General features: G+C 67.8%; 30 protein-coding genes and 1 pseudogene. 26 read left to right on the top strand and 5 right to left on the bottom strand.

Going from position 1 to position 24,430, the window contains the following annotated elements; genetic code table 11:
- Window positions 1-1,152, bottom strand: coding sequence for a glutamate--cysteine ligase (locus tag QFZ53_RS11745; RefSeq protein WP_307296588.1), 1,152 nt, complete (start codon window positions 1,150-1,152; stop codon window positions 1-3).
- A 208-nt stretch (window positions 1,153-1,360) separates the two neighbouring features.
- Here QFZ53_RS11745 and rpsP point away from each other — a divergent pair, with 208 nt between their 5' ends.
- Genes rpsP through trmD form a run of 4 tightly spaced genes read left to right on the top strand, consistent with a single transcriptional unit; the run spans window position 1,361 to window position 3,341 of the window.
- The gene (gene rpsP / locus QFZ53_RS11750; protein WP_292908973.1) at window positions 1,361-1,798 is read left to right on the top strand and encodes a 30S ribosomal protein S16; all 438 of its coding nucleotides are present in this window, start codon (window positions 1,361-1,363) and stop codon (window positions 1,796-1,798) included.
- Window positions 1,799-1,804: 6 nt separating this feature from the next.
- Window positions 1,805-2,035 (top strand): RNA-binding protein, encoded by a 231-nt coding sequence (locus tag QFZ53_RS11755; protein ID WP_217183775.1) that lies wholly within the window; start codon window positions 1,805-1,807, stop codon window positions 2,033-2,035.
- 1 nt (window position 2,036) lies between these two features.
- Complete coding sequence (gene rimM / locus QFZ53_RS11760) at window positions 2,037-2,624, top strand: ribosome maturation factor RimM (RefSeq protein WP_292908965.1); 588 nt, start codon at window positions 2,037-2,039, stop codon at window positions 2,622-2,624.
- A gap of 9 nt (window positions 2,625-2,633) precedes the next feature.
- Window positions 2,634-3,341 (top strand): tRNA (guanosine(37)-N1)-methyltransferase TrmD, encoded by a 708-nt coding sequence (gene trmD, locus QFZ53_RS11765; RefSeq protein ID WP_292908963.1) that lies wholly within the window; start codon window positions 2,634-2,636, stop codon window positions 3,339-3,341.
- A gap of 9 nt (window positions 3,342-3,350) precedes the next feature.
- Here trmD and QFZ53_RS11770 read toward each other — a convergent pair whose 3' ends face one another.
- The gene (locus QFZ53_RS11770) at window positions 3,351-3,944 is read right to left on the bottom strand and encodes a histidine phosphatase family protein (protein ID WP_292908961.1); all 594 of its coding nucleotides are present in this window, start codon (window positions 3,942-3,944) and stop codon (window positions 3,351-3,353) included.
- A gap of 43 nt (window positions 3,945-3,987) precedes the next feature.
- Between QFZ53_RS11770 and QFZ53_RS11775 the strand changes: the two genes are divergently transcribed.
- A complete protein-coding gene (locus tag QFZ53_RS11775; protein WP_307296595.1) occupies window positions 3,988-4,725 on the top strand; it encodes a class I SAM-dependent methyltransferase in 738 nt (245 codons plus the stop codon).
- A 29-nt stretch (window positions 4,726-4,754) separates the two neighbouring features.
- Here the strand turns inward: QFZ53_RS11775 and map are convergent, their stop codons facing one another.
- Entirely contained in the window at window positions 4,755-5,537 is a 783-nt protein-coding gene (gene map, locus QFZ53_RS11780) for a type I methionyl aminopeptidase (RefSeq protein ID WP_307296597.1), read from the bottom strand.
- 110 nt (window positions 5,538-5,647) lie between these two features.
- On the opposite strand from map, the gene QFZ53_RS11785 reads away from it, so the two are divergent.
- From QFZ53_RS11785 to QFZ53_RS11830, 10 genes and pseudogenes are all read left to right on the top strand, one after another.
- Window positions 5,648-6,136 carry an MFS transporter permease gene (locus QFZ53_RS11785; RefSeq protein ID WP_307296600.1) on the top strand — a complete coding sequence of 163 codons (489 nt, stop codon included), beginning with the start codon at window positions 5,648-5,650 and terminating at the stop codon, window positions 6,134-6,136.
- Between the two features lie 167 nt (window positions 6,137-6,303).
- On the top strand, window positions 6,304-6,651 hold the full coding sequence (gene rplS, locus QFZ53_RS11790; protein ID WP_045259246.1) for a 50S ribosomal protein L19: 348 nt from the start codon (window positions 6,304-6,306) through the stop codon (window positions 6,649-6,651).
- Window positions 6,652-6,767: 116 nt separating this feature from the next.
- Window positions 6,768-7,502 (top strand): signal peptidase I, encoded by a 735-nt coding sequence (gene lepB, locus QFZ53_RS11795; RefSeq protein WP_292908951.1) that lies wholly within the window; start codon window positions 6,768-6,770, stop codon window positions 7,500-7,502.
- Entirely contained in the window at window positions 7,499-8,158 is a 660-nt protein-coding gene (locus tag QFZ53_RS11800) for a ribonuclease HII (RefSeq protein ID WP_292908949.1), read from the top strand. The genes lepB and QFZ53_RS11800 overlap by 4 nt, the downstream gene beginning before the upstream one ends.
- 50 nt (window positions 8,159-8,208) lie before the next feature.
- Window positions 8,209-8,535 (top strand): DUF2469 family protein, encoded by a 327-nt coding sequence (locus tag QFZ53_RS11805; RefSeq protein WP_130496829.1) that lies wholly within the window; start codon window positions 8,209-8,211, stop codon window positions 8,533-8,535.
- A gap of 100 nt (window positions 8,536-8,635) precedes the next feature.
- The gene (locus tag QFZ53_RS11810; protein WP_292908945.1) at window positions 8,636-8,998 is read left to right on the top strand and encodes a YraN family protein; all 363 of its coding nucleotides are present in this window, start codon (window positions 8,636-8,638) and stop codon (window positions 8,996-8,998) included.
- Window positions 8,995-10,524, top strand: a complete 1,530-nt coding sequence (locus QFZ53_RS11815; protein ID WP_307296606.1) for a YifB family Mg chelatase-like AAA ATPase — start codon at window positions 8,995-8,997, stop codon at window positions 10,522-10,524. Before QFZ53_RS11810 ends, QFZ53_RS11815 begins: the two co-directional genes overlap by 4 nt.
- Window positions 10,525-10,874: 350 nt before the next feature.
- Window positions 10,875-11,111: pseudogene (locus QFZ53_RS11820) on the top strand (DNA-processing protein DprA); the annotation flags it as partial.
- A 91-nt stretch (window positions 11,112-11,202) separates the two neighbouring features.
- The gene (locus tag QFZ53_RS11825; RefSeq protein WP_307296609.1) at window positions 11,203-11,697 is read left to right on the top strand and encodes a DNA-processing protein DprA; all 495 of its coding nucleotides are present in this window, start codon (window positions 11,203-11,205) and stop codon (window positions 11,695-11,697) included.
- A 76-nt stretch (window positions 11,698-11,773) separates the two neighbouring features.
- Window positions 11,774-12,676, top strand: a complete 903-nt coding sequence (locus QFZ53_RS11830; RefSeq protein WP_307296611.1) for a tyrosine recombinase XerC — start codon at window positions 11,774-11,776, stop codon at window positions 12,674-12,676.
- A gap of 91 nt (window positions 12,677-12,767) precedes the next feature.
- On the opposite strand, the gene QFZ53_RS11835 is transcribed toward QFZ53_RS11830, so the two are convergent.
- A complete protein-coding gene (locus QFZ53_RS11835) occupies window positions 12,768-13,319 on the bottom strand; it encodes a murein hydrolase activator EnvC family protein (RefSeq protein ID WP_307296614.1) in 552 nt (183 codons plus the stop codon).
- A 307-nt stretch (window positions 13,320-13,626) separates the two neighbouring features.
- On the opposite strand from QFZ53_RS11835, the gene rpsB reads away from it, so the two are divergent.
- From rpsB to QFZ53_RS11880, 9 genes are all read left to right on the top strand, one after another.
- The gene (gene rpsB / locus QFZ53_RS11840) at window positions 13,627-14,544 is read left to right on the top strand and encodes a 30S ribosomal protein S2 (RefSeq protein ID WP_307296616.1); all 918 of its coding nucleotides are present in this window, start codon (window positions 13,627-13,629) and stop codon (window positions 14,542-14,544) included.
- Between the two features lie 50 nt (window positions 14,545-14,594).
- Window positions 14,595-15,422 (top strand): translation elongation factor Ts, encoded by an 828-nt coding sequence (gene tsf, locus QFZ53_RS11845; RefSeq protein WP_292908934.1) that lies wholly within the window; start codon window positions 14,595-14,597, stop codon window positions 15,420-15,422.
- Between the two features lie 91 nt (window positions 15,423-15,513).
- The gene (gene pyrH, locus QFZ53_RS11850) at window positions 15,514-16,230 is read left to right on the top strand and encodes a UMP kinase (protein WP_045258661.1); all 717 of its coding nucleotides are present in this window, start codon (window positions 15,514-15,516) and stop codon (window positions 16,228-16,230) included.
- Window positions 16,231-16,294: 64 nt separating this feature from the next.
- Window positions 16,295-16,849 carry a ribosome recycling factor gene (gene frr / locus QFZ53_RS11855; RefSeq protein WP_307296620.1) on the top strand — a complete coding sequence of 185 codons (555 nt, stop codon included), beginning with the start codon at window positions 16,295-16,297 and terminating at the stop codon, window positions 16,847-16,849.
- Between the two features lie 6 nt (window positions 16,850-16,855).
- Complete coding sequence (locus QFZ53_RS11860) at window positions 16,856-18,007, top strand: phosphatidate cytidylyltransferase (protein ID WP_307296622.1); 1,152 nt, start codon at window positions 16,856-16,858, stop codon at window positions 18,005-18,007.
- Complete coding sequence (locus tag QFZ53_RS11865) at window positions 18,007-18,588, top strand: DivIVA domain-containing protein (RefSeq protein ID WP_292908924.1); 582 nt, start codon at window positions 18,007-18,009, stop codon at window positions 18,586-18,588. The genes QFZ53_RS11860 and QFZ53_RS11865 overlap by 1 nt, the downstream gene beginning before the upstream one ends.
- Before the next feature lie 47 nt (window positions 18,589-18,635).
- Entirely contained in the window at window positions 18,636-19,307 is a 672-nt protein-coding gene (locus QFZ53_RS11870) for a transglycosylase SLT domain-containing protein (RefSeq protein ID WP_292908922.1), read from the top strand.
- A gap of 9 nt (window positions 19,308-19,316) precedes the next feature.
- Window positions 19,317-19,604, top strand: a complete 288-nt coding sequence (locus tag QFZ53_RS11875; RefSeq protein WP_292908920.1) for a hypothetical protein — start codon at window positions 19,317-19,319, stop codon at window positions 19,602-19,604.
- A complete protein-coding gene (locus QFZ53_RS11880; RefSeq protein ID WP_307296627.1) occupies window positions 19,601-20,320 on the top strand; it encodes an alpha/beta hydrolase in 720 nt (239 codons plus the stop codon). The genes QFZ53_RS11875 and QFZ53_RS11880 overlap by 4 nt, the downstream gene beginning before the upstream one ends.
- Before the next feature lie 3 nt (window positions 20,321-20,323).
- Here the strand turns inward: QFZ53_RS11880 and QFZ53_RS11885 are convergent, their stop codons facing one another.
- Complete coding sequence (locus QFZ53_RS11885; protein ID WP_292908916.1) at window positions 20,324-21,373, bottom strand: AI-2E family transporter; 1,050 nt, start codon at window positions 21,371-21,373, stop codon at window positions 20,324-20,326.
- A 182-nt stretch (window positions 21,374-21,555) separates the two neighbouring features.
- On the opposite strand from QFZ53_RS11885, the gene QFZ53_RS11890 reads away from it, so the two are divergent.
- Both QFZ53_RS11890 and QFZ53_RS11895 read left to right on the top strand, forming a co-directional pair.
- Window positions 21,556-23,487 carry a glycosyl transferase gene (locus QFZ53_RS11890; RefSeq protein WP_307296630.1) on the top strand — a complete coding sequence of 644 codons (1,932 nt, stop codon included), beginning with the start codon at window positions 21,556-21,558 and terminating at the stop codon, window positions 23,485-23,487.
- Window positions 23,484-24,413, top strand: a complete 930-nt coding sequence (locus QFZ53_RS11895) for a tetratricopeptide repeat protein (protein ID WP_307296633.1) — start codon at window positions 23,484-23,486, stop codon at window positions 24,411-24,413. The genes QFZ53_RS11890 and QFZ53_RS11895 overlap by 4 nt, the downstream gene beginning before the upstream one ends.
- The last annotated feature ends 17 nt before the right edge of the window (window positions 24,414-24,430 follow it).

Here is a 24,430-nt window from a genome sequence, read left to right on the forward strand (position 1 = left end):
TCACGTCTCGTGCGTCGAGGCCTCAGGGCCCGACCGGAACTCCCGGATCAGATGCTGAACCACCGCGGACAGATCTCCGGCTGCGGCATCCGCCACCGACAGCTGGCGCGCGTAGCTCGCACCGTCGTCGAGGATCCGCGACACGCTGGCGAACTCCCGGTCGCAGCCGAGATCGAGCGCAATCGGCGCGAGCTCCTCCAGAGTGTCGGAGAGGTGCTCGCGCACGCTGCGCTGACCGCCGAGCGAGTCGACGATCACACGCGCGTCGAGACCGTATCTGGCCGCGCGCCACTTGTTCTCGCGGTGGTACCACGCCTGAAGCTCAGGTAGTGGGCGCCCCTCGTCGAGCTGTCGGGAGAAGTGCTCCACGAGCACCTGGATCAACGACGCCACGGCGGCCAGCTCCGGCAGAGTCGACATGCCGTCGCAGGCTCGCACCTCGATCGTGCCCCAACGCGGTGCGGGACGGATGTCCCATCGAACCTCGGAGGCGTCAGCCATCACACCGGTGCGGACCATGTCATCGAGAAAGGACTCGAACTGCGACCAGTCGTGCAGAGGCCAGGGGAGTCCCGCCGTGGGCAGCTGCTGGAAGACCAGAGCGCGGTTCGACGCGTAGCCTGTCCGCTCGCCGGCCCAGAACGGGCTCGACGCAGCGAGGGACTGCAGATGCGGCAGGAAGCCCGCGAGCGCGTTGATGATGGGGAAGACCTTGCGGTGGTCCTCCACGCCGACGTGCACGTGGATGCCCCAGATCATCATGTTGCGTCCCCACCACTGGGTGCGCTCGATGAGCTTGTGGTACCGCGTCTTGTCGGTGACCTGCTGCTCGTACCACTGAGCGAAAGGATGACTTCCTGCGGAGAGCAGCTCGATGCCTGCAGGGTCCGTCGCAGCGCGCACGGCGGAGATGGCCTTGGCGATGTCGTCGATCGCGTGCGCGACGGAGGAGCCGATTCCGCTGGTCACCTCGATCGTGTTCGTGAGAAGCTCGCCGGTCACGGTGTGACGTTCGTCTGCGCTTTCGGCCTCGAGCGCGGTGAGCAGCTCAGGAGCGCGTCCCACCAGGTCTCCGCTCGCAGGGTCGGCGAGCATGATCTCCCATTCCAGCCCGACGGTGGAGCGGGCGGACGGAGCGAATTCGAGCTTCACGAGCACAGTCTGGCACGCAGCCAGTGCGACACGACCCCACCGTGTCGCCACGTTTCGCGCGCAGGCCCCGCATCTGGCAGAATAGAGGTTTGGACGACGTGCTCGACCCTCTATCCAGCACTCATCCTCCCTTTCAGAGCTTCCGCCGGGTGTGCACCCCACTCTCCAGGCGATCGGTTCGTTTCCTTCCACACAATTCAGGAGAATCGTGGCTGTCAAGATTCGTCTCAAGCGCCTGGGCAAGATCCGCGCGCCTTACTACCGCATCGTCGTCGCCGACTCGCGCACCAAGCGCGATGGTCGTGTGATCGAGGAGATCGGCAAGTACCACCCCACCGAGGAGCCCTCGTTCATCGAGGTCGACTCCGAGCGGGCACAGTACTGGCTGTCGGTCGGCGCTCAGCCGACCGAGCAGGTCGCCGCTCTGCTCAAGATCACGGGCGACTGGGGCAAGTTCAAGGGCGACAAGGACGCGAAGTCCACCCTCAAGGTCGCCGAGCCCAAGGCCCCCTTCGAGATCGACGCGGCCAAGAAGTCCGTCGTGAAGCCGAAGGCGGAGAAGAAGGAGGCTCCCGCTGCGGAGGCTCCCGCCGCTGTCGAGGCCGACGCGGAGGCCGCTGAGGCTCCCGCCGCAGACGCGGAGTAATCCGTCGTGCTCGCCGCCGCGCTCGAACACATCGTCAAGGGGATCGTCGATCACCCGGAGGATGTGCGCATCAATGCGTCCACGTCGCCGCGAGGCGACCTGCTCGAGGTGCGCGTGCACCCCGACGACCGTGGACGCGTGATCGGGCGCGGCGGCCGCACCGCCAAGGCATTGCGCACGCTCATCGCCGCCCTGGCAGATGGTCGTCGCGTGCGCGTCGACGTCGCGGACGACTGACGTGGTGCAGAAGGACAGGAACCAGGGCAAGAACCAGCTGCGCGTCGGGCGCCTCGTCAAGGCCCATGGCCTCAAAGGCGCGCTGAAGCTCGAGCTGTACACCGACAATCCCGAGCGGCGCTTCACGCCGGGTGCCGAGTTCACGTTGCAGGTGCCGGAGGCATCTCCGTGGCACGGCAAGACCGTCACCGTGCGCGAGTACCGCGTCATGAACGGGAATCCGGTCGTCTTCTTCGATGACGTCGATGACCGCAGCGACGCCGAGGGTCTGGTACGGGCGATCCTCTGGATCGACCAGGACACGTCCGAGGTCGAGGAGAACGCGTGGTTCGACCAGCAGCTGGTCGGACTCGACGTCGTACGCGATGATGTCGTCGTCGGACGTGTCTCGCGTGTCGAGCACTTCCCCGCCCAGGACCTTCTGATCGTCAAGGCCGGAGAGCGCGAGATCATGGTTCCGTTCGTCGAGGCGATCGTGCCGACGGTGGACGTGGCCGGAGGCCGAGTGATCGTCACTCCGCCCGCCGGTCTCTTCGAAGAGCTTCCGGATGCTGTCGAAGAGGATGCCGTCGCCGAAACGGATGAGTGAGGTCGCGCCGTGCGCATCGACGTCCTCTCGATCTTCCCGTCGTACTTCGACGGTCTGACACTCTCCCTTCTCGGGAAGGCCCGCGACTCAGGCATCCTCGATCTGACCGTTCGTGATCTCCGCGACTGGACGCACGATAGGCACCGCACGGTCGACGACACGCCGTACGGCGGTGGCGCCGGCATGGTGATGAAGCCCGAGCCCTGGGGGCTGGCCCTCGATGAGCTGGGCGCAGGGTCCGAGCGCCCGACCATCATCTTCCCGTCGCCCGCCGGCGAGGTGTTCACACAGGCGAAGGCCCGCGACCTCGCTACCCGCGAGCACCTCATCTTCGGCTGCGGACGGTACGAGGGCATCGACGAGCGCGTGTTCGAGTACGCCTCGACGATCGGCGAAGTGCGCCTGATGAGCCTCGGCGACTACGTGCTGAACGGGGGAGAGGTCGCCACGATGGCGATGATCGAGGCGATCGGCCGACTGATCCCCGGCGTCGTCGGAAACCCGGAGAGCCTCGTCGAGGAGTCTCACGAAGACGGCCTCCTCGAGTACCCCTCGTACACGAAGCCCTCCGTCTGGCGTGAGCGTGCTGTACCCGATGTGCTGCTCAGCGGCAACCACGGAGCCATTGCGACCTGGCGCCGAGAGCAGCAGATCCATCGCACGAGGACGCGGCGCCCCGACCTGCTTCCGGACGACAGCGAGCCGAACCCCGTCTGAGCTCCGAATTCAACGGATCCGCTCGATCCCGTTCTCGATCTCGAAGACGACGTCGTGCGGATGCCGGAGCGCGAGCGCGCTGCTGGCGTCGAGTCCGCGCAGCTCCGCGCGCAGCATCCGTCCGATCATCTCGTGGCTGACGAGAAGCGGCACCCCGCTCGCGGCCCAGCCGCAGACGGACAGGGCTCGGCGCGCGCGTGCACGAGCCTGGGCGTAGCTCTCGCCGCCGGGGAACCCCCATCCGTAGCGGTTCGCCGCTCGGTCGGCCCGTGCTTCCGGGTATCTGACGTCGATCTCCTCCCAGGTCAGGCCGGCCATCTCGCCGTGGTGCACCTCGGCGAGGTCCTCGACCTCGATCAGTTCGACATCGAGACGCTCGGAGATGATCGCCGCTGTGCGCAGCGCCCGCCCGAGCGGGCTCGTGCAGACCACCGTGATGTCGGAGCCCGCGAGGTGCTCGGCGATGACCTTCGCCTGACGGAGGCCCTCGGGCGTGAGAGGTGAGTCCAGCTGCCCCTGCAGCCGATGCTCGAGATTCCAGCTGGTCTGTCCGTGCCGCGCCAGGAAGAGGCGCTCCGGCACGTGACGGTCCTGCGGGATCATGCACTCAATATGGCACACGGATGCGCGCTGGTAGCGTCGAGGCATGGTCGATGAGACGCTGGCGAAGTCGTTCGAGCGCACGGGAGCGGACTACGACCGTTTCCGACCGGGGTTCCCCGCAGCCGCGGCTCGGATGCTGATCCCGGAACCGGTCGGCGTCGCACTCGACCTCGGCGCGGGGACCGGCAAGTTCACCGAACAGCTGCTCGGGCGCGCGGATCGGGTCATCGCCGTCGAACCCGCAGCTCCGATGCTCGACGTTCTTCGTTCGAAGTTCCCCGACGTCGAGGCGTTCGAGGGGACTGCCGAGAGCATCCCAGTTCCTGATTCCTCGGTCGATGCGGTGTCGGTCGCACAGGCGTTCCACTGGTTCGATCGTGAACCGGCGTGCGCCGAGATCGCCAGGATCCTCATCCCGGGCGGAATGCTCGGCCTCCTCTGGAATCATGCGGACCCCGCATGCGCGTGGGATCGTGCCGCGCATCAGATCGCGCATCCAGCCGTTGCCGACGTCGACGGCACGTCCGCCAGCGCCGCCGAGGACCTTCCCGGGTTCGCGTTCGTGGAGCGCGCCGAGCTGCGCTGGAGCGAGCGCATCACTCGCGCCGACTATCTCGGCCGGTGGTCGACGGTGAGCACGTTCCTCGTCGCGGACGACGTCACGCGAACGGAGATGACTCAGGCGATCGAGCGCATCCTCGACCGTGACCCGCAGACGGCCGAGCGTGCAGAGTTCGATCTGCCGCTCGTCACCGATCTGTTCCTGTACCGACGAAGTTGAGAGCTGCCGCAGCCACGGCGTGCGTGGCGTCAGTCGACTCCGAGGAACGAGCGGTCGGTCAGGACGATCGGACCCTCGTCGGTGACTGCGACGGTGTGCTCGGAGTGTGCTCCGCGTGAGCCGTCGACGCTGCGCAGCGTCCAGCCATCCGGGTCGGTGACGAGCTCATCGGTCGTAGCGAGGAGCCAAGGCTCGAGTGCGAACACGAGACCGGCGCGCAGCGGGAAGCCGCGACCGGCGCGCCCGTCGTTGGGCACGTGCGGGTCGCCGTGCATGATGCGTCCGACGCCGTGGCCGCCGAAATCGGTGTTGATCGAGTAGCCCTCGCCACGAGAGACCGCCGCGATCGCAGCGGAGATGTCGCCGATGCGATTGCCGACGACGGCCGCGGTGATCGCGGCGTCGAGCGCTCGCTCGGTGGTCTCGATCAGCCGGAGGTCCTCGTCGCGCGGGGTGCCGACGACGAAGGACACCGCGGAGTCTGCGACCCAGCCATCGACCGAGACGGCGAAGTCGAGTGAGACGAGATCGCCGTCTCGCAGCGCGTAGTCGTGGGGGAGACCGTGCAGGACGGCGTCATTCACGGAGGTGCAGATGACCTTGCCGAACGGGCTCGCGCCGAACGACGGGTGATAGTCGATGTAGCAGGACTCCGCGCCCGCCTTGCGGATCATGTCATGCGCCCGGCGGTCGATGGCGAGCAGGTTCGTGCCGACCTTCGTCTCGTCTCGCAGCGTCGCCAGGGTCTCGGCGACGAAGCGGCCGGCGGCGCGCATCTCGTCGATCTCAGCAGGGGTGCGCAGTTCGATCATCGTCAGTCCTCTCGTCCCGTCCATTCTCCCTGATGCGGCGATGCCCGGCGTTCGCGCGCTCACAGCGAACACGCCGGCTCGCGACGTCAGGGCGACGTACGATTCTTGGCATGAGGTTGCGTGAGGCGTTCTTCCGGTGGCTGCTGCCGGCGGCCTTCGTGCTGCCGCTGTGGCTGGTGCTCGGCGGGATCGTGTTCCACGCCGGCTGGGGGATGTTGTGGGTGCTGTTCATCGCCGTGCCCTCGGTGTTCCTGGGCCAGTTGCTGCTCACGCTGCTGACGCGGTCACGTGCGTCGGTACGTGCCGAACGCGCGGTGTCGTGGTGGGACGTCGCGGGATTCACGCTGTGGCACGGTCTGACCATCGCAGTCGGATGCTTCATCGACGGGGCCTTCGGATGGCTGCTCGCCGGCGCGATCGTCGTCGGCATCGGCCTGATCTGGCTGCAGCTGTGGCAGTTGTGGAACGAGGCCAAGGGCGCCGGCATCCGCATCCGCGAGACGATCTCCTGGTCGACCGTCCCCGGCCAGCCGTCGTCCGCCACGACCGAGCGCGAACCAGAGGTCATCGTCGTGCGTGAGAGCGATCCGCGCGACTGAGCCCCGTTTTGGTCACCGCGGCGTTCCGTGGCAGAATGGATGTTTGTGCCGTGACCGGTTCTGCCTCAGGGGAACCCGCGGAAGCATCTGCTCCGTACGACGCACACCTGTTCTTGTTCCTATGAAAACATGCAACCGACCTGAGGCGAGTGCAGAGAGAGACGATCATGCAGATCCTCGACGCCGTTGATGCGGCTTCCCTCCGTTCGGACATCCCCGACTTCAACGCCGGTGACACCGTCAACGTCCACGTGAACATCACCGAGGGCACCCGCTCTCGTATCCAGGTCTTCAAGGGCGTCGTCATCGGCCGCCAGGGCGACGGCGTTCGCGAGACGTTCACCGTTCGCAAGATCAGCTTCCAGGTCGGCGTCGAGCGCACCTTCCCGGTGCACTCCCCGGTGATCGACCACATCGAGGTCGTCACCCGCGGTGACGTGCGTCGCGCGAAGCTCTACTACCTCCGCAACCTCCGCGGCAAGAAGGCGAAGATCAAGGAGAAGCGCGACCGCTGAGTCGCAGCATCTCCACAGCACCCCGGGACACGATGTCCCGGGGTGCTGTGTTTTCCCCCACCTGTGCGAACCTTGGTAGGGCCGTGCTCGAACGGCCGAGTCTGTGAAGGAAACCGATGACGACTGAATCCGCGTCCGCACCCACGCCACCGGTGAAGAAGAGGCGCGGACTCGTCGTCTTCCTCCGCGACGTGCTGGTGATCGTCGTGATCGCAGCTCTCGTGTCGTTCGTCGTGAAGACCTTCGTCGTCCGCTCGTTCTACATCCCGTCCGCATCCATGGAGCAGACGCTCATGGTCAACGACAGGATCCTCGTCGACGAGCTCACCCCGCGCTGGGCGGGCTACGAACGCGGCGACGTCGTCGTGTTCAAGGACCCGGGCGGCTGGCTCGACGCGCAGCCCGCGACGCCGCCGCAGCCGCCTCTCGTGCAGGCGATCGACTGGGTGCTGACGCTCGTGGGAATCTCCGCGACCGACTCCCAGGACCATCTGGTGAAGCGGATCATCGGTCTCCCCGGCGACCACGTCGTGTGCTGCAACGCTCTGGGGCAGATCACGATCAACGGCACGCCGGTCGACGAACTCTCGTATCTCAACCTTCCTCAGGGCGACACGGCGGCATCGAACGAGCCGTTCGACGTGACGGTTCCCAGCGGCTCCCTCTGGCTGCTCGGCGACAACCGCGACCGTTCTCGGGACTCGCGAGAGCACCAGGAGCTCCCGAGCGGAGGCTTCGTGCCGATGGCGAACGTCGTCGGCAAGGCCTTCCTGACGACCTGGCCGTTGAGCCGGTTCGGCACGATCGACGCGCACCACGACTCGTTCAACGGCGTTCCGGATCCCGAATGACGGTGATCGCCCCGAAGCTCACACTCGAGCGCAAGCTGCTCTCCGAGTGCGAGCTGATCATCGCTCTCGACGAGGTCGGCAGGGGAGCTCTGGCAGGACCGGTCGCGGTCGGTGCAGCGGTGATGGACGCCGCGGGAGCCCGCAGACGGGTGCCGGAGGGTCTTCGTGATTCGAAGCTCGTCACGGAGAAGCGCCGTCCCGACGTCGCGACCCGCGCGGCCGCGTGGGTGTCGGCATCCGGTGTCGGCTGGGCGAGTGCCGCCGAGATCGATGAGGTCGGCATCATGCGCGCGCTCGGTCTTGCTGCCTCCCGCGCGGTGCAGAGCGTGGTCGAACAGGGCTTCGCGGTCGAGAGTGCGCTCGTGCTGCTCGACGGCAACCACGACTACGTGTCGCGCGTGCATCCGGTCCCGCTGCGAGTGCGCTCCCAGGTGAAGGCGGATCGCGACTGCGCGTCGGTATCAGCGGCATCCGTCATCGCCAAGGTCGCGCGCGACACGTACATGACGGAACTGCACGACACCTACCCCGACTATCAGTGGAGCCGCAACAAGGGCTATGCCAGCACGGAGCATCGCGACGCGATCCGCACGCTCGGTCTCTCGCCGTACCACCGTGCTTCATGGGCGATCACCGACGCTCCCACCCTGTTCTGAGCGGGCGAGGTGCGGCCCGCCGCCGCGTGCGACTCTAGGATGGACTCATCATGGATGAGGAAGCATTCGACGACTACGACCGCGAACTCGAGCTGGCGCTGTTCCGCGAGTACCGGGACGTGGTCGGCCAGTTCGCCTACGTCGTCGAGACCGAGCGTCGGTTCTATCTGGCGAACGAGGTCAACGTCGTGCGGCGTGACACCGAGCACGACTTCTATTTCGAGATCTCGATGACCGACGTCTGGGTGTGGGACATCTATCGCGCCGACCGCTTCGTGAAGGCTGTGCGGGTCCTGACCTTCAAAGACGTGAACGTCGAGGAGCTGCAGCGCCGCGAGTTCGAGCTTCCTCAGGAGCTGTCGCTCGACGGCGAATAACTCTGCACAACCGTTCTCGTTCGACGGGATATCCACATTCCCGCGTCGTTCCGCGAGCAGACCGCGTCGAGCGTAACGAGATCTTCGCGACCATGTCGTCATGGCAGCGAAAGACATCCTCGGCAGAGCCGGTGAAGACCGGGCGGTCCGCTATCTGATCGAGAGCGGATACGAGATCCTCGACCGCAATTGGCGGTGCGCGCAAGGCGAGCTCGACATCATCGCCGCGGTCGATGGCGCCTTGTGCGTGGTCGAGGTCAAGACGCGACGATCGGCCGCTTTCGGCCACCCCTTCGAGGCGGTCGACGTCCGCAAGCGCAGACGCCTGTGGCAGCTCGCTCACGCCTGGATCGAGGCTCACCCTGAACGGGCGTACGGACGCAGAGTCAGGCTCGACGCGATCGGCATCATCGGAGCGGACCCGGATGCCGGCACGCTCGAGCATCTGCAGGACCTTTCGTGAAGACCGCGCGGACCTGGGCGGTCGCTCTCACAGGGGTCGACGGCCATCTCGTCGAGGTCGAGGCCGATCTGTCGAATCAGACGCCCGAGTTCAAGATCATCGGCTTGCCCGATAAGGCGCTGGGAGAGGCCGTTCAGCGGGTGCACAACGCCTGTAAGAACGCGGGCCTGGATCTGCCCCGACGCCGGCTGACGGTGAACCTGTCGCCGGCCAGTCTGCCGAAGCAGGGTTCCGGTTTCGATCTGAGCATCGCGGTGTCGACGCTCGCGGCGGGTGGTTCTCTGCGCCGCGAGTCGATCTCTCGCACCGTGCACATCGGAGAGCTCGGTCTGGACGGCCGTGTGCGTCCGGTGACAGGTGTGCTGCCCGCCGTGTTCGCGGCCGCGCGCGCCGGCTTCGAGCGGGTGGTCGTGCCGTTCGCGAACGCGGCTGAAGCGCGGCTCGTGCCTGGCATCGAAGTGCGAGCGGCCGTGTCGCTCGCCGAAGTCGCGGCGTGGCACGGTGCCGAGGTCGCGGTCCCGCAGGTGGAACCGGTCGCGGGCGCCGCCCACGTCGCGGAGCCGCCGTCGGTTCTCGATCTCGCGGACGTCGTCGGCCAGGAGGACGCCATCGACGCGCTCGTCGTGGCTGCAGCTGGCGGGCATCATCTGCTGCTCAGCGGACCACCGGGGGCCGGCAAGACGATGCTCGCCCGTCGCCTTCCGGGGATACTCCCTCCGCTCACAGACGACGAGGCGCTCGAAGTCGCCTCGATCCGCTCTCTCGTCGGCGATCCGGTCGACAGCCTCGACCGGATCTCTCCGCTCGAGGCTCCTCATCACAGCGCTTCGGTCGCAGCGCTGGTGGGCGGCGGATCGCGGGTCGTGCGTCCCGGCGCCATCGTGCGCGCGCACAGGGGAGTGCTTTTCCTCGACGAGGCGGCGGAGTTCTCGCGCGTCGCTCTGGACGCGCTCCGGCAGCCGCTCGAGTCGGGGGCGATCGAGGTGCACAGGTCAGGCTTCATCGCGCGGTTCCCCGCGCGCTTCCAGCTCATCCTGGCGATGAACCCCTGTCCGTGCGGCAACTACGGAGTACGCGGCGCGGAGTGCGTCTGCCCCTCCCTGGCGATTCGCCGATATGCCGACAGGCTCTCCGGGCCGTTGCGAGACCGCATAGACATCGAGTTGCAGGTCGCGCGCGTCGCGGCGGCGCGCGCGACATCGGCCGAGCGATCCGAGACATCCACTGCTCAGGCGCGGGAACGGGTGCTCGCAGCGAGAGAGCGAGCGGCTCATCGGCTGCGCGGCACTCCGTGGCGGTTGAACGGAGACGTGCCGGGGACCTGGCTGAGGCAGGGCGCGCGCCGCGTGAGCGCAGAGGCGAGGAGCCCCCTCGACCGGGCACTGGAGCGCGGGGCTCTCACGCTGCGCGGGTACGACAGGGTCCTTCGACTGGCCTGGACCATGGCCGATCTCGCCGGCGTCGACCATCCGGGGCGGGACCAGGTGGGGCGAGCCCTGTATCTGAAGAAGGGACGCAGCGCATGATCGCGCGACTGCTGCAGGATTCCGAAGCGAAGGATGCGGCGCGGGCGGCGTGCTCGGAACGCGACGTCGACGAGGTGCTGGCCAGAGTCGCGTGGAACGTGCTCGCCGAGCCCGGAGATGGTGTCGCCGGTGCGCTGATCGCTGAACTCGGACCGGTCGAAGCGCTGCGCGTGGCGACAGATGCCGATGCCGTGCTCGTGCCGCCGGTGACACCCCCACGAGCGCTGCAGGAGGCGATCGAGCGCTGGCGGCCCCGCGCATCGCCGCAGGCCGTTCTCGACGCGCTCCACGGTGCGGAGGCCGTACGGGCGCGGCTCGTGCTGCCTGGCGGTGCCCTGTGGCCGGCGGCGATGGACGACCTCGACGTTCATGCCCCGACCATGCTGTGGGTCAGGGGAGATGCCGGGCTGCTCAGCGCTGAACCCAGGGTCGCGATCGTCGGCGCGCGGGCGTCGAGCGGCTATGGCGATCTGATCGCCGCAGAGTTCGCCGGCGATCTCGCCGGGAGCGGCGCAGTCGTGATCTCGGGTGGTGCTTACGGCATCGACGGCGCCGCGCATCGCGCCGCGCTCGGCGTCGGCGGAGCCACCGTCGCGCTCCTCGCCGGAGGTGTGGACCGCGCATATCCGCAGGGGCATCAGAGCCTGCTCCCGCGAGATCGCAGTCAAGGGTGCCGTCGTGAGCGAGGTGCCGTGCGGTACTGCCCCGACGAAGTGGCGGTTCCTCAGCCGCAACCGGCTGATCGCCGCTCTCGGGCAGGCCACTGTCGTCGTCGAAGCGGGGTGGCGCAGCGGTTCGATCAACACCGCCGGACACGCCGCCTCGTTGGGTCGCCCGCTCGGCGCTGTCCCTGGTCCGGTGACGTCCGCCACATCGTCCGGCTGCCATCGCCTGCTGCGCGATTACGACGCCCGGTGCGTCACGACGACGGCCGAGATCCGGGAGCTCTGGGAGACGACCGTCGGGATGACGCAGGGCGATGCCGCCGCCGATCCCGAGCAGGTCCGGCTGCGCGACGCCTTGAGCACGCGTACGGCGGTTCCGGCTCAGGAACTCGCGCGCCGCAGCGGTCTGTCGGTGACGAGAGTCGAGGCTCTGCTCGGACTTCTCGAGCTCGAGGGAGCCGTCGCGCGCTCCGGCGCCGGGTGGCGTCGGAGCGCGGGCGCTGCGTGAGCCCGACGGCGCACCGCTCGGCGATGCCGCGGCGAGGCTGCCGATCCGGGGGCACGCGGCGAGGCAAGCTGTGGAGATGGAGTTCTTCGTCGCGGCTCAGGCGTTCGCCGAGCACCTGCAGCATGTGCGGCGCCTGTCGCCGGCCACCGTGCGGGCATACCGTGCCGATCTCCGCGACCTGGGCGACAGCATCGGTGACCGTGACGTGCAGGATGTCGATCTCGAGGCGCTGCGCGACTGGCTGTGGCGGGCGACGCAACGGGGCGACGCCCGGTCGACGCTCGCGCGCCGCGCCGCGGCGGCCCGGTCCTTCTTCAGCTGGGCACAGGATGAAGGCTTGATCCCACACGATCCGAGTCTGCGGCTGATCGCCCCCAAGCGCGGACGCACTCTGCCCACCGTCGCGTCCCACGACGCCATGACCGCGCTGCTCGACGCCCGGCGCGATGCGGCGGCCGGAGGCGATCCTGTCGCTCTGCGCGACCACGCCATCCTCGAGCTTCTCTACGGCGCAGGCATTCGGGTGTCGGAGCTGTGCGGGCTCGACCTCGACGACCTCGACCTCGACCGTGGCACCGCACGAGTGCTCGGTAAGGGATCGAAAGAGCGTGTCGTCCCGTTCGGGATTCCGGCACGCACCGCGGTCGGCGCCTTTCTGACCCGGGGCAGGCCAGTGTTCGCGGCCAGAGCAGATATCGTTCCGGCGGCGGTGTTCCTCGGGGCGCGGGGCGGACGCATCGGGCCGCGCACGGTCTACACGGTGGTCGCCGACGCGCTGGGCCCGTTCGTCGGAGCGGACACGGTCGGCCCGCATGCCCTCAGACACACCGCCGCCACGCACCTGCTCGACGGCGGAGCCGATCTGCGCGCCGTGCAGGAGATCCTCGGCCACGCGAGCCTCGGCACCACGCAGATCTACACGCATGTGTCGGCCGAGCGTCTCACTGCGACCTATCGCCTCGCCCATCCACGAGCCTGAGCACGCCCCGCAGCCTGTCGGGCCCAGGGGCAAGCAGCACGCAGCCGCTTGGGCGCGAGGGTGAGCCGGCCGCAGCGTTGCGCCCTGCTGCTCAGATGGGCCCGCAGCAGGGGAGCAGCACCGCCCGCGGAACGTCCCCGAACAGCAGCAGCGGATTGATGTAGACACCATGGAGACGCACGCCCACGTGGAGAGTGCCGGGCGCGGAGTGCCCGCCGACGTCGACCGTGCCGATCACGTCGCCGGCTGTCACCGCGTCGCCCGGCGACAGCTCCGAGAGCAGCGGCTCGAAGGTCGTCACGTATCCGCCTTCGTGGTCGATCGTGATCAGCGGACGATCGACCACAGTGCCTCGAAAGGCGACCACGCCATCTGCGGGTGCACGTACGGGATCACCGACACCGGCCGCTATGTCGATGCCTCTGTGACCGGCGCCGTACTCGTGCGCCGGTGCGCGATACGCGGCGACAACCGTGTGCGGCCCGTCGACGGGCCATAGCCAGTCGCCCGTGTCGTCTTCGCGCGACGCGGTGTCGGCATGCGGTGCGGCTGACGCCGTCGAGGCCGCAGCAGAGGGCGACCCCGCAAGCGGAAGCAAGAGAGCGAGGGCGATGAGGGCACCGAGGCACGGGGGCGGTCGCATGCTCGTCATCCTTCTCGTCCAGCCGAGTCGGCGCGCGCGTTCCCGCTCCTGAACGACCGAGACAGGGGAGAACTCGGCAGAGTCCGCACTCTGTGCAGAGAGCGTCGGAGGCGGCGGCATCCTGTATGCTGGGGGAGCACCTCGAAATCGGGGTGACTACGCGTGCCCAGAGCGACTCCGGTCGCGGCATCCACTCCCACAGGTCCACCTCTTCAGAGGTGGCGGGCGTGTGCCGGGCACCAGGCAGTCCGATCGACCGATCGGCGATAACCTCAACGGCGCCACGCGCCAGAACAAGGAGACGACCATGGCTGTGGTCACCATCCGCCAGCTGCTCGACAGCGGCGTGCACTTCGGACACCAGACCCGTCGGTGGAACCCGAAGGTGAAGCGCTTCATCCTCACCGAGCGCAGCGGCATCCACATCATCGACCTGCAGCAGTCGCTCGGCTACATCGACAAGGCCTACGACTTCGTCAAGGAGACCGTCGCCCACGGTGGCACGATCCTCTTCGTCGGCACGAAGAAGCAGGCGCAGGAGATCCTCGCGGAGCAGGCGACCCGTGTCGGCCAGCCTTACGTCAACCAGCGCTGGCTCGGCGGACTCCTCACCAACTTCCAGACCATCGCGAAGCGTCTCGCCCGCATGAAGGAGCTCGAGGAGCTCGACTACGAGAACCCCGCGGCTTCCGGCTTCACCAAGAAGGAGCTCCTTCTCAAGAAGCGCGAGCTCGACAAGCTGCACAAGTCGCTCGGCGGCATCCGCAACCTCACCAAGACGCCGTCGGCCCTGTGGGTCGTCGACGCCAAGCGCGAGCACCTCGCGATCGATGAGGCCAAGAAGCTCGGCATCCCGGTGATCGGCATCCTCGACACGAACGCCGACCCCGACGACTTCCAGTACCCGATCCCCGGCAACGACGACGCGATCCGCTCGGTCTCGCTGCTCACCCGCATCATCGCGGATGCCGCGGCCGAAGGCCTGCAGCAGAAGCACAACCCCGAGACGGGCGACGCTGAGCCGCTCGCCGACTGGGAGCGCGAGCTGCTCGAGGCTCCGGCCGAGGAGGGCGCTGTCGAGGCTCCCGCCGCTGAGGTCGTCGAGGCTCCCGCCGCTGAGGCTGAGGTCGTCGAGGCTGTCGAGGCCGAGGTCGCTGAGGCTCCCGCCGCCGAGGCTGAGGTCGTCGAGGTCGAGGCTGCCGCCGTCGACGCCGACGCCAAGTAATCCACGCGTACACCACGCACACACACCTACGAAGCAAGGAGCCACCACACATGGCCAACTTCACCATCGCCGACCTCAAGGCGCTGCGTGAGCAGCTCGGAACGGGAATGGTCGACACCAAGAAGGCGCTCGAGGAGGCCGACGGCGACGTCGAGAAGGCCACCGAGATCCTGCGTCTCAAGGGTGCCAAGGGCAACGCCAAGCGCGCTGACCGTTCGACCAGCGAGGGCCTCATCGTCGCTCGCGAGCAGGACGGCGCTGTGACGCTCGTCGAGCTCGCCTGCGAGACCGACTTCGTCGCGAAGAACGAGCGCTTCATCGCGCTGGCCGACAAGGTCGCCGACGCTGTCGCCGCCGTCAAGGCGGACTCGGTCGAGGCTGCTCTGGCAGCTCCGGCCGGAGACAAGAACGTCGAGACGGTCATCTCGGAAGAGGCCGCGATCATCGGCGAGAAGGTCGAGCTGCGCCAGGTCCGCACCGTGACCGGCGACAAGGTCGAGGTCTACCTCCACCGCACGAGCAAGGATCTGCCTCCGCAGATCGGAGTCGTCGTCGCCTACACGGGCGACGACGCCGAGACCGCTCGCAGCATCGCGCAGCACATCTCGTTCGCGAACCCGTCGTACCTGTCTCGTGAGGACGTCCCCGCGGACGCCGTCGAGAAGGAGCGCGAGATCGTCACCGAGATCTCCCGCAACGAGGGCAAGCCCGAGGCCGCCCTGCCGAAGATCGTCGAAGGCCGTGTCTCCGCGTTCATCAAGCAGGTCGCCCTGCTCGAGCAGGACTACGCGAAGGACAACAAGCTGTCCGTCGCCCAGGTGGCGAAGGACGCCGGTATCACCGTGACGGACTTCGCTCGCTTCAAGGTCGGCGCGTAACACCGTCGAAGGGGTTCGGATCATCTCGATCCGGACCCCTTCTTCATGCCCAAGAGGCACTATCTTGAATCGGGATGAGAGGACACCACCCATGACCGAACGCACCGGACGCCGCCGCGTCCTGCTCAAGCTCTCCGGCGAGGCATTCGGTGCCGGCCAGCTCGGCGTCAACCCCGACGTCGTGAGCCAGATCGCCCGCGACATCGCCGCGGCCGTCGACCGGGTCGAGATCGCGATCGTCGTCGGCGGAGGCAACTTCTTCCGCGGCGCCGAACTCAGCCAGCGCGGCATGGACCGCGGACGCGCGGATTACATGGGCATGCTCGGCACAGTGATGAACGCTCTCGCCCTCCAGGACTTCCTCGAGCAGGCGGGCGCCCCGACTCGCGTGCAGTCGGCGATCTCGATGACCCAGGTCGCCGAGCCGTACATTCCGCGGCGCGCGGAGCGCCACATGGAGAAGGGGCGCGTCGTCATCTTCGGCGCCGGCGCGGGGCTGCCCTACTTCTCCACCGACACGGTCGCCGCGCAGCGCGCGCTCGAGATCGGCGCACAGGAGGTGCTCGTCGCCAAGAACGGCGTCGACGCGATCTACACCGCCGACCCGAACAAGCACGCGGATGCCGAGCGCATCGAACGCGTCACCTACCGCGACGCGCTGCAGCGCGGGCTCAAGGTCGTCGACTCCACCGCCTTCAGCCTCTGCATGGACAACAACATGGACATGCGCGTGTTCGGCATGGAGCCGGCCGGCAACGTGACCCGCGCTCTGCTCGGCGAGCCGATCGGCACGCTCGTCACGGCCTGACCTCACCAGTCGCAGAGCCTTCGCCCGATAGAATTTTCAGAACACCCCGACGATAGGAGTCACCGTGATCGCGGATGTCCTCGCTGAAACCACCTCTCGCATGACGCGTGCGGTCGACGCTGCCAAGGAGGACTTCGCAACGGTCCGCACCGGCCGCGCGAACCCCCAGATGTTCCAGAAGGTTCTGGTGGACTACTACGGCACGCCGACCCCGCTGGCGCAGCTCGCGTCGCTCGCGAACCCCGAGGCGCGCTCGCTCATCATCACGCCCTACGACAAGTCGGCGCTCAAGGCCATCGAGCAGGCGATCCGGGACATGCCGAATCTCGGGGCGAACCCGTCGAACGACGGCAGCATCGTCCGCGTCACGATGCCCGAGCTGACCGCCGATCGTCGCAAGGAGTACGTCAAGATCGTCAAGGCGAAGGGCGAGGACGCGAAGGTCCACGTCCGCGGCATCCGCCGCAAGGCGAAGGACGAGCTCGACGCTCTCAAGAGCGAACTCGGCGAAGACGAGATCGCCCGCGGCGAGAAGGAGCTCGACGCGCTCACGCGCCAGCACGTCGATCTGATCGACGACGCTCTCAAGCGCAAAGAAGCAGAGCTCCTCGAGGTCTGATCGGACATGTCCGACGACGATTCGCGCGGAGCCGACGACGGCACTCCGCAGACGCGCCGGGAGGCGCGAGAGTCGGCGACTCCGGACGGCGGCATGCCGCTGGCCGATGAGGCGTTCCCAGGCTTCGATGCCGAGAGCATCCCGCCGCGTCCGCCCCTGCCCGCTGATGCGCCCGACCCGCTGGACACGGGGGAGCACAACGCGATCCGCGAGCAGTGGCGCGCGGCGCGCGGCGAGTTCGAGAACCACGTGTCGCATGCGCGTGATCAGTTCGATCAGGCGAATGAGCGCATAAAGCAGCGGAACGAGCGGATCAAGCAGCGCACGGGTCGCGATCTCATCCTCGCGATCGCGATCGGTCTCGCCTTCGGCGCCGCCCTGCTCGCGTCGCTGCTGTTCTTCAAGGTGTTCTTCGTTCCGCTGGCCCTGGCCGCCGCTCTTCTGGGCGTGTACGAGCTCGCCCTCGCCCTGCGCGGCGCGGGTCGTCGCATCGATCTCCTGCCGCAGCTGCTGTCGGCCGCTCTGATCGTGATCCCGGCGTACTTCGTGCAGATCTGGCTGGTCTGGGCGCTGCTGTTCCTCGGCGTCGCCTTCGTGATCGTGTGGCGCCTGGTGGGTCAGATGGTCGCACAGGACGGCCGCACCTACGGCGACGTCCTGGCGGATGCCGTGATCGGCGGCTTCGTGCAGATCTACGTGCCGTTCTTCGCCGCCATCGCACTGATCCTGCTGCGGCAGGAAGGCGGGCAGTGGTGGGTGCTCGGCTTCATCGCGATCGCGGTGGCCGCCGACACCGGTGCGTATGCCAGCGGTCTCGCCTTCGGCAAGCATCCGATGGCTCCGCGGATCAGCCCGAAGAAGACCTGGGAGGGCTTCGCCGGAGCCGTGGTCGCCTCGATCACGGCGGGCGTCCTGCTCGCGCTGTTCCTGCTGGAGCTGCCGTGGTGGGCCGGAGCGATCTTCGGCGTCGCGGTCCTCCTCACGGCGACGCTGGGGGATCTCGGCGAGTCCATGCTCAAACGCGATATCGGGATCAAGGACATGAGCTCCTGGCTCCCCGGTCACGGGGGTCTGCTCGACCGGCTCGACAGCATCCTGCCGTCGACCATCCCCGCGCTGTGTCTCTACTTTCTTCTCTCACCTTGGGTGGTGCTGTGATGTCCACTGACGACGTTCTCGATCTGGATGAGGCCGACGAGACGCCGCCCGCGTTCTCGCTGACTCATGGCCGCACCCGGGGGTATCACCGCGCTGCGGTCGACACGTTCCTTGCCGCGGCGCGCAAGGCGTTCGAGGGCGACGGCGACCTTTCGGCCTCCGACGTCCGCATCGCATCGTTCCCGCTTGTGAAGAACGGTTATGTGGTGGCCGAGGTCGATGCGGCCCTGAGCCGTGTCGAGGATGCGCTCGCGGGCCGCGAACGCGATCGTGTGGTCCGCAGCCAGGGCGCCGGCGCCTGGGTGGAGCAGGCCAGGGGAGAGGCGCAGGTGATCCTCGATCACCTTGCGCGTCGGAGGAAGCATCGCTTCGCCCGTACCGGGATGCTCACGTTCGGGTACCGGATCGACGAAGTCGATCACGTCGCGACGCGCATCGTGCGCTACCTGCGCGATGGCGAGCCGCTCACGGCCGAGCAGCTGAGGTCCGCCGCGTTCCGCATGCAGCGCGGCGGCTATCGCGAGGAACAGGTCGACGCGCTTCTGGACGCGACTATCGACGTCATCCTGGCCGTTCGCTGAGAGTTCCCACGGTCATCCCAGGCTCGACCGGTAGACTGCCAGCCATCGTGAACTCCCGAAACGACATGATCTCCGAACGAAAGAGCGTGACGACGCTGCCTGCGTCGCGCGCGCTGTCGCCGCGCGCGGGCACGGTCCGTCGCCGCGTGGCCGGCGTCGTCGCCGGTGTCGCCGTGGTCGGATTCGCCGCAGCGATCGTCGCCCCGACGGGTATCGCCCTGGCAGATCCGCCTGAAGCCGCGGTCGCCGAGTCGATGTACTCGGTCGCTCTCGTCGATACGCAAGACCTCACGGTCACGGTCGATGGTGCGGCGATCGCACCGGCGGATCGCGGCGCGTTCTCGGTGTACGTCACGCCCAAACCCACTCCCACCCCGACCGCGAAGCCCGCGTCGACGGGCGGCGGTGGAGGGGGAGGGGGACCCCTCTTCTACACAGGTGGCGGAGCACCAGCCGAGTGGATGGCTGCGGCCGGCATCGCCGAGTCCGACTGGGGCTACGTGGACTACATCGTGTCGCACGAGAGCGGCTGGAACCCCAACGCCACGAACAAGTCGTCGGGCGCTTGCGGTCTCGTCCAGGCGCTGCCGTGCAGCAAGGTCCCCGGCAACGGGTACGACCCGGTCGACAATCTCCGCTGGGGTACGGGATACGCCACCAGCCGCTACGGCGGCTGGGCGGGCGCCTACGCGTTCTGGACCAAGAACCACTGGTGGTGATGGCGGGTCATGGCCCGCTCGCGCAAGCGCCGTCCGTCGCGCCCTGACCCCGACGACTCTCTCGATCGGCTGCTGTCCTCCTGGAAGCGCAGCGAAGTCCGTCGTGGCGTCGAATGGACTGTGCAGCCGGTATCGGCCGTTCAGGCGCAGAAAGACTACATCTGCCCCGGTTGCGGGCGCACGGTCGAGTCCGGAACCGCCCACCTCGTCGTCTGGCGGGCCGACGGCGTGCTCGGCGACGCCGCTGATCTCGCCGCCCGCCGACATTGGCACACGCACTGCTGGAGGATTGCATGAGCATCGAGATCCGCGGGCCGCTGGAGCTGCCCGCCCGTCGTGAGGACATCGAGCTGTCGACGTCAGACGGGCTGACCCTCGTCGGAGAGCTGGCGCTGCCGGAGGCAGGAGAGCCCGTCGCGACGCTCGTGACGCTGCATCCGCTTCCGACTGCCGGCGGGTTCATGGACTCGCACATCCTCCGAAAGGCCGCCGCCCGTCTTCCGGCGCTGGCGGACCTCGCAGTCCTGAGATTCAACACCCGCGGCACGTCCTCTCCGCGGGGCACGAGCGACGGAGAGTTCGACGGGGGTGGGGCCGAGCAGTTCGACGTCGCGGCGGCGATGGAGTTCGTGCGCGAGCGCGCGCTTCCTCGCCCGTGGCTGCTCGGCTGGTCCTTCGGCACCGAGCTCGCACTGAAGTACGGTCGCGAACACGACATAGAAGGCATCATCCTCCTGTCGCCTCCGCTGCACCGCGCAACCGAGGCCGAGGTGGCCGCGTGGGCACAGTCGGACCGTGAGGTCGTCGTCCTCGTACCGGAGCTCGACGACTATCTGCGTCCGCCCGAGGCCGAGACCCGGTTCGCATCGATCCCGCATGCCAGGCTGATCGCGGTCGAGGGCGGAAAGCACCTGTGGGTGGGTGAGAGCCAGACGAGGCGGGTCCTCACCGAGGTCGTCGCTGCAGTGAACCCGTCGGCGCTTCCGCTGCCCACGCACTGGCCGGCAGCCTGAGGCTCATCGTTCGTTCATGCGTGGGATCAGAACCTGGCGATAGATGATCAGGATGCTGGCCGCGACGGGTATCGCGATCAGCGCTCCCAGAAGACCCAGCAGGCTGCCGCCGGCGAGGGCAGCGACGACGACGACCGCGCCCGGGACTGCCACGGCACGGCTCATGATGCGGGGGGAGATGACGTATGCCTCGATCTGCATGTAGATCAGGTAGTAGATGCCCGCGGCGATCGCCGTCGCGGGGGAGCCGAGCCCGGGGATCAAGCACGCCAGCACGATGATCGTCGAGCCGGTGAGGGTTCCCACCAGCGGGATCAGCGAGAAGAAGAAGGCCACGACCGCGAGCACGGCCGGGAACGGCGCGCGGATGATCGAGAGGAAGATCATGCTGAGCACGCCGTTGATCACGCCCTGTGTGACCTGGCCCATCACGTAGTAGCCGACCGAGTCGGTGATCTGCTCGGCCAGATCGATGAAGCGCTCGCGCTTCGATGCAGGCGCCAGCTGGTACACGGCTCGCTTGAGCGACGGCGTCGAAGCCGTGAGGTAGATCGTGAGGATGAGCACGATGAAGGTGCCGAAGAGGCCGCTGAGCACCGCGCCGCTGACCGTGAGCACGCCCTGGCCGATGTCGTTGAGGTTGGTCTCGAGCCAATCCACGACGTAGGCGAAGACCTTGTCTACATCAAGATTCGGGAAGGTGACCGTCAGCCACTCGCGCAGATCGTCGAGCACTCTGCCGCGCTCCACGATCGCGGTGATCTGAGCGATCAGGTCGGAGATCTGATCGATCAGTACCGGCAGGATGATCAGCACGATGCCCGCGAAGACGCCGAGCACGGCGAGGATCGTGACGAGGACGGCCGCCCATCGCGGCAGACGCCGTCGTTCGAGGAACGAGACGAGCGGATCGAGGCCCAGGCTGAGGAAGAGCGCGGTGCCGATGTAGAGCATGATCGTGGACAGCGTCTGCACGCTGCCGATGAGCAGCACGCCCAGGCCCACGCCGAGCGTCGCCACCAGCGCGGTGCGGAACGGATTGTGGATCTTCATCGGGGCTCCTCGGAAGACGGATGCTGTCAGGCTATCCATCGACGACGCGACGACCGGTCCGACGTGCCGCGTGAGGACGCGCCCGGCGCATCTCGTGGGCAACACACAGGTGCTTTCGCTAGTCTGAAATGTCGAGTGTTTGCGCCTCGGGCAGAGTGTCGGGGTGCGTGAGGAGACTTTTCGTGCGTTTCGTTTGGGCCGTCGCGGCCTTCGTGCTGGCCACGGTGCTGATCGGTGCGGGCATCGCTCAGCGGACCATCTTCCTAGGGCCGTCGTCCGATCAGGTGTCGGTGAAGGTCGACGAACCTGCCCCGTTCGTCCTGCTCGACGGCGATGTGCTGCGCGAGCGCCCCGGCGCGCAGACCCTGCTCGTCCGCGGTGACGGCGAGATCTTCGCCGCATACGGGCGCACCGCTGACATGGAGGCCTGGCTGGCCGATTCCGACTACAACCACGTCAGCGTCGCGAAGAACGGCAAGCTCGATGTCGAGCTCGTGTCGGCGTCGACGGCCGACGCGGACTCCGGTGACGGCGACGCGACGCCGGCGCCGACCGAGACGCCCGCCGACGGCGCCGAGCAGGCGACAGCGGCCCGCAACCCCGCAGGGTCCGACCTGTGGCTCGACTCGTTCTCGGAGAAGGACTCGCTCATCGCCGACAACATGCAGCTGCCGGACGGGATGAGCATGCTGATCGCCTATGACGGCACGAAGGACGCGCCCACCGACATCAGCGTCTCGTGGCCGCTCGACAACTCGACGCCGCTGACCGGTCCACTGGTCACGAGCGGTGTGGTCGTTCTCTTCATCGGTCTGATCCTGTACGCCCTCGGCATCCGCCACCAGCGTCGTGGCCGCGGACCTCGCCGCAAAGGCCCTGGTCCTCTTCCCGTCACGGAGCCGATCGACCTCGCCGAACTACCCGCGGCGGATCGCGCGGCGATCGAAGAGAAGCCGGACGCCGCTGCCGAGCGGGACGAAGCTCCCGAGTCCGAGGCCGGCGAGAGCACGAAGCCGTCCAAGGCCGAGATGCGCGGTGCTCGCCCATCTCGCCGACGCTGGGTGATCGCTCTGCCCGCACTCGCCGTGACCGCGGTTCTCGCCACCGGCTGCACGGCGGACTCGTGGCCGCAGCTGGGATCATCTTCGCCCACGCCGACTCCGACGCCGACCGTGATCGCACCTGACAACCAGAAGCCGCCGGCGGTGACGGAGTCCCAGGCCAAGCGCATCATCGAGCAGATCTCGTCGACGCTCGAGAAGGCGGACGGGGCGATGGACATCGAGCTCGCGAAGACGCGCCTGGACGGCGCGGCGCTCGCGGCCCGCACGACCGACTACGCCCTGCGCACGGCGATCCCCGAGTCGCCGGTCCCCGCCGCGATTCCGACCGACGACGTCGAGGTGGTGCTTCCGGAGGCGACCGATCGCTGGCCGCGCACGGTGCTGCTGCTGACCAAGAGCACGGGTGACGAGACCGCACCGCCCGTCATCCTCACCATGACTCAGCAGGATCCCTGGTCCAACTACAAGATCACGGACATCGCCGAGATGCTGGCGGACACGAAGGTGCCGGAAGTCGTCGCTCCGTGGCTCGGAACGTCACTGGTGCCCGCCGACTCGGCATTCCTCAGCATCGCCCCCGGCAAGCTGGCCGAGACGTTCGCCGACGTGGTGGATGCAAACGAGCAGAGCCCGTCCTACGGCTCCTACGACGATGTGGCGCTCGCCTATGCGAAGTCGATACGCGACAGTCGTCAGGCTATCGTCGACAACCTCGCTGCGAACAACGCTGCGACGACGTCGCAGACCTCGTTCGATATCGTGCCCTCCGATTCGGCCCCCGTCTCGATGACGACGCTCGACAGCGGCGCGATCGTGGCGGTCACGCTGATCGAGGCGGAGACGGTGACGCCGACCTCGTCGGAGGCCGTGATCCGGTTCGAGAACAATCCCGAGGCCAAGGCGCTCACAGGGGTCACGGAATCGGCCAAGGGAATCACGACGAAATACGAGTTCCAACTGTTCTTCGCCGTACCCGCGCAGGGATCCACTGAGCAGATCCATCTGCTCGCAGCCCGTCAGAACCTACTCTCCGTCGAGGTGATCAAATGAGCCAGATCTCGCCCGCCGCCCTCCGTGGAGCCGTCGACCTCTCGACGCTCCGCAACCGTCCCGCAGCACCCGCCGAGGGCGCTGCCGCTGCTCCCGGCGTCGTCGACGTCGTGGTCGACGCGACCGACGAGTCGTTCGGCGAGATCCTCGAGATCTCTCGCACCGTGCCCGTGGTCGTGGACCTCTGGGCGGAGTGGTGCGGCCCCTGCAAGCAGCTCAGCCCGATCATCGAGAAGGTGACGCGCGAACTCGAGGGTCGTGTCCTGCTCGCCAAGGTCGACGTCGATGCGAATCCGCAGCTGGCACAGGGCTTCCGCGCGCAGTCGATCCCGATGGTGGTCGCGCTGATCGCCGGGCAGCCGGTTCCGATGTTCACCGGCGCCGTGCCCGAAGCGCAAGTGCGCGAGGTGTTCGCGAAGCTGCTGCAGCTCGCCGCCGAGAACGGCGTGACGGGTACGCTGGCGGTCGACGGCGGCGCCGTGCGCGACGTCGAGGGGCCCGCCGAACCCGAGCTGCCTCCGCTGCACGCCGAAGCGTACGCGGCGATCGAGGCGGGCGATTACCCGGCCGCGATCGTGGCCTATGAGAAGGCGCTCGCAGAGGACCCGCGCGATGAAGAGGCCGCAGCCGGTCTCGGGCAGGTGCGTCTGCTCGCTCGCGTGCAGACGCTCGACCTGCAGAGCGCCCGCGCCGCCGCAGCTGCGGCACCCCTTGACGTACAGGCGCAGTTCGACGTCGCCGATCTCGATCTCGCCGGCGGGCATGTCGACGACGCATTCGGACGTCTGCTCGATCTGTTCGCTCAGCTGCCTGCCGACGAGCGCGCCCCGGTGCGCGAGCGCCTTGTCGAACTCTTCGGTCTGATCGGCGCGTCCGACCCGCGCGTCGCGGCCGCTCGCAACCGACTCACCTCGCTGCTGTTCTGACATCTCACCGGCTCATC

Source organism: Microbacterium natoriense (genome assembly GCF_030816295.1).
Classification (GTDB): domain Bacteria; phylum Actinomycetota; class Actinomycetes; order Actinomycetales; family Microbacteriaceae; genus Microbacterium; species Microbacterium natoriense_A.

Bases quoted from the DNA above. Each gene is read 5' to 3' on its own strand.
- QFZ53_RS11810 (WP_292908945.1), top strand. From the start codon at position 8,636: ATGGCAGCGAAAGACATCCTCGGCAGAGCCGGTGAAGACCGGGCGGTC.
- QFZ53_RS11835 (WP_307296614.1), bottom strand. From the start codon at position 13,319: ATGCGACCGCCCCCGTGCCTCGGTGCCCTCATCGCCCTCGCTCTCTTG.
- QFZ53_RS11880 (WP_307296627.1), top strand. From the start codon at position 19,601: ATGAGCATCGAGATCCGCGGGCCGCTGGAGCTGCCCGCCCGTCGTGAG.
- QFZ53_RS11775 (WP_307296595.1), top strand. From the start codon at position 3,988: ATGGTCGATGAGACGCTGGCGAAGTCGTTCGAGCGCACGGGAGCGGAC.
- map (WP_307296597.1), bottom strand. From the start codon at position 5,537: ATGATCGAACTGCGCACCCCTGCTGAGATCGACGAGATGCGCGCCGCC.
- QFZ53_RS11860 (WP_307296622.1), top strand. From the start codon at position 16,856: ATGTCCGACGACGATTCGCGCGGAGCCGACGACGGCACTCCGCAGACG.
- QFZ53_RS11895 (WP_307296633.1), top strand. From the start codon at position 23,484: ATGAGCCAGATCTCGCCCGCCGCCCTCCGTGGAGCCGTCGACCTCTCG.
- QFZ53_RS11875 (WP_292908920.1), top strand. From the start codon at position 19,317: ATGGCCCGCTCGCGCAAGCGCCGTCCGTCGCGCCCTGACCCCGACGAC.
- tsf (WP_292908934.1), top strand. From the start codon at position 14,595: ATGGCCAACTTCACCATCGCCGACCTCAAGGCGCTGCGTGAGCAGCTC.
- QFZ53_RS11785 (WP_307296600.1), top strand. From the start codon at position 5,648: ATGAGGTTGCGTGAGGCGTTCTTCCGGTGGCTGCTGCCGGCGGCCTTC.
- pyrH (WP_045258661.1), top strand. From the start codon at position 15,514: ATGACCGAACGCACCGGACGCCGCCGCGTCCTGCTCAAGCTCTCCGGC.
- QFZ53_RS11800 (WP_292908949.1), top strand. From the start codon at position 7,499: ATGACGGTGATCGCCCCGAAGCTCACACTCGAGCGCAAGCTGCTCTCC.
- QFZ53_RS11830 (WP_307296611.1), top strand. From the start codon at position 11,774: ATGGAGTTCTTCGTCGCGGCTCAGGCGTTCGCCGAGCACCTGCAGCAT.
- lepB (WP_292908951.1), top strand. From the start codon at position 6,768: ATGACGACTGAATCCGCGTCCGCACCCACGCCACCGGTGAAGAAGAGG.
- QFZ53_RS11885 (WP_292908916.1), bottom strand. From the start codon at position 21,373: ATGAAGATCCACAATCCGTTCCGCACCGCGCTGGTGGCGACGCTCGGC.
- QFZ53_RS11805 (WP_130496829.1), top strand. From the start codon at position 8,209: ATGGATGAGGAAGCATTCGACGACTACGACCGCGAACTCGAGCTGGCG.
- rpsB (WP_307296616.1), top strand. From the start codon at position 13,627: ATGGCTGTGGTCACCATCCGCCAGCTGCTCGACAGCGGCGTGCACTTC.
- QFZ53_RS11770 (WP_292908961.1), bottom strand. From the start codon at position 3,944: ATGATCCCGCAGGACCGTCACGTGCCGGAGCGCCTCTTCCTGGCGCGG.
- rplS (WP_045259246.1), top strand. From the start codon at position 6,304: ATGCAGATCCTCGACGCCGTTGATGCGGCTTCCCTCCGTTCGGACATC.
- QFZ53_RS11865 (WP_292908924.1), top strand. From the start codon at position 18,007: ATGTCCACTGACGACGTTCTCGATCTGGATGAGGCCGACGAGACGCCG.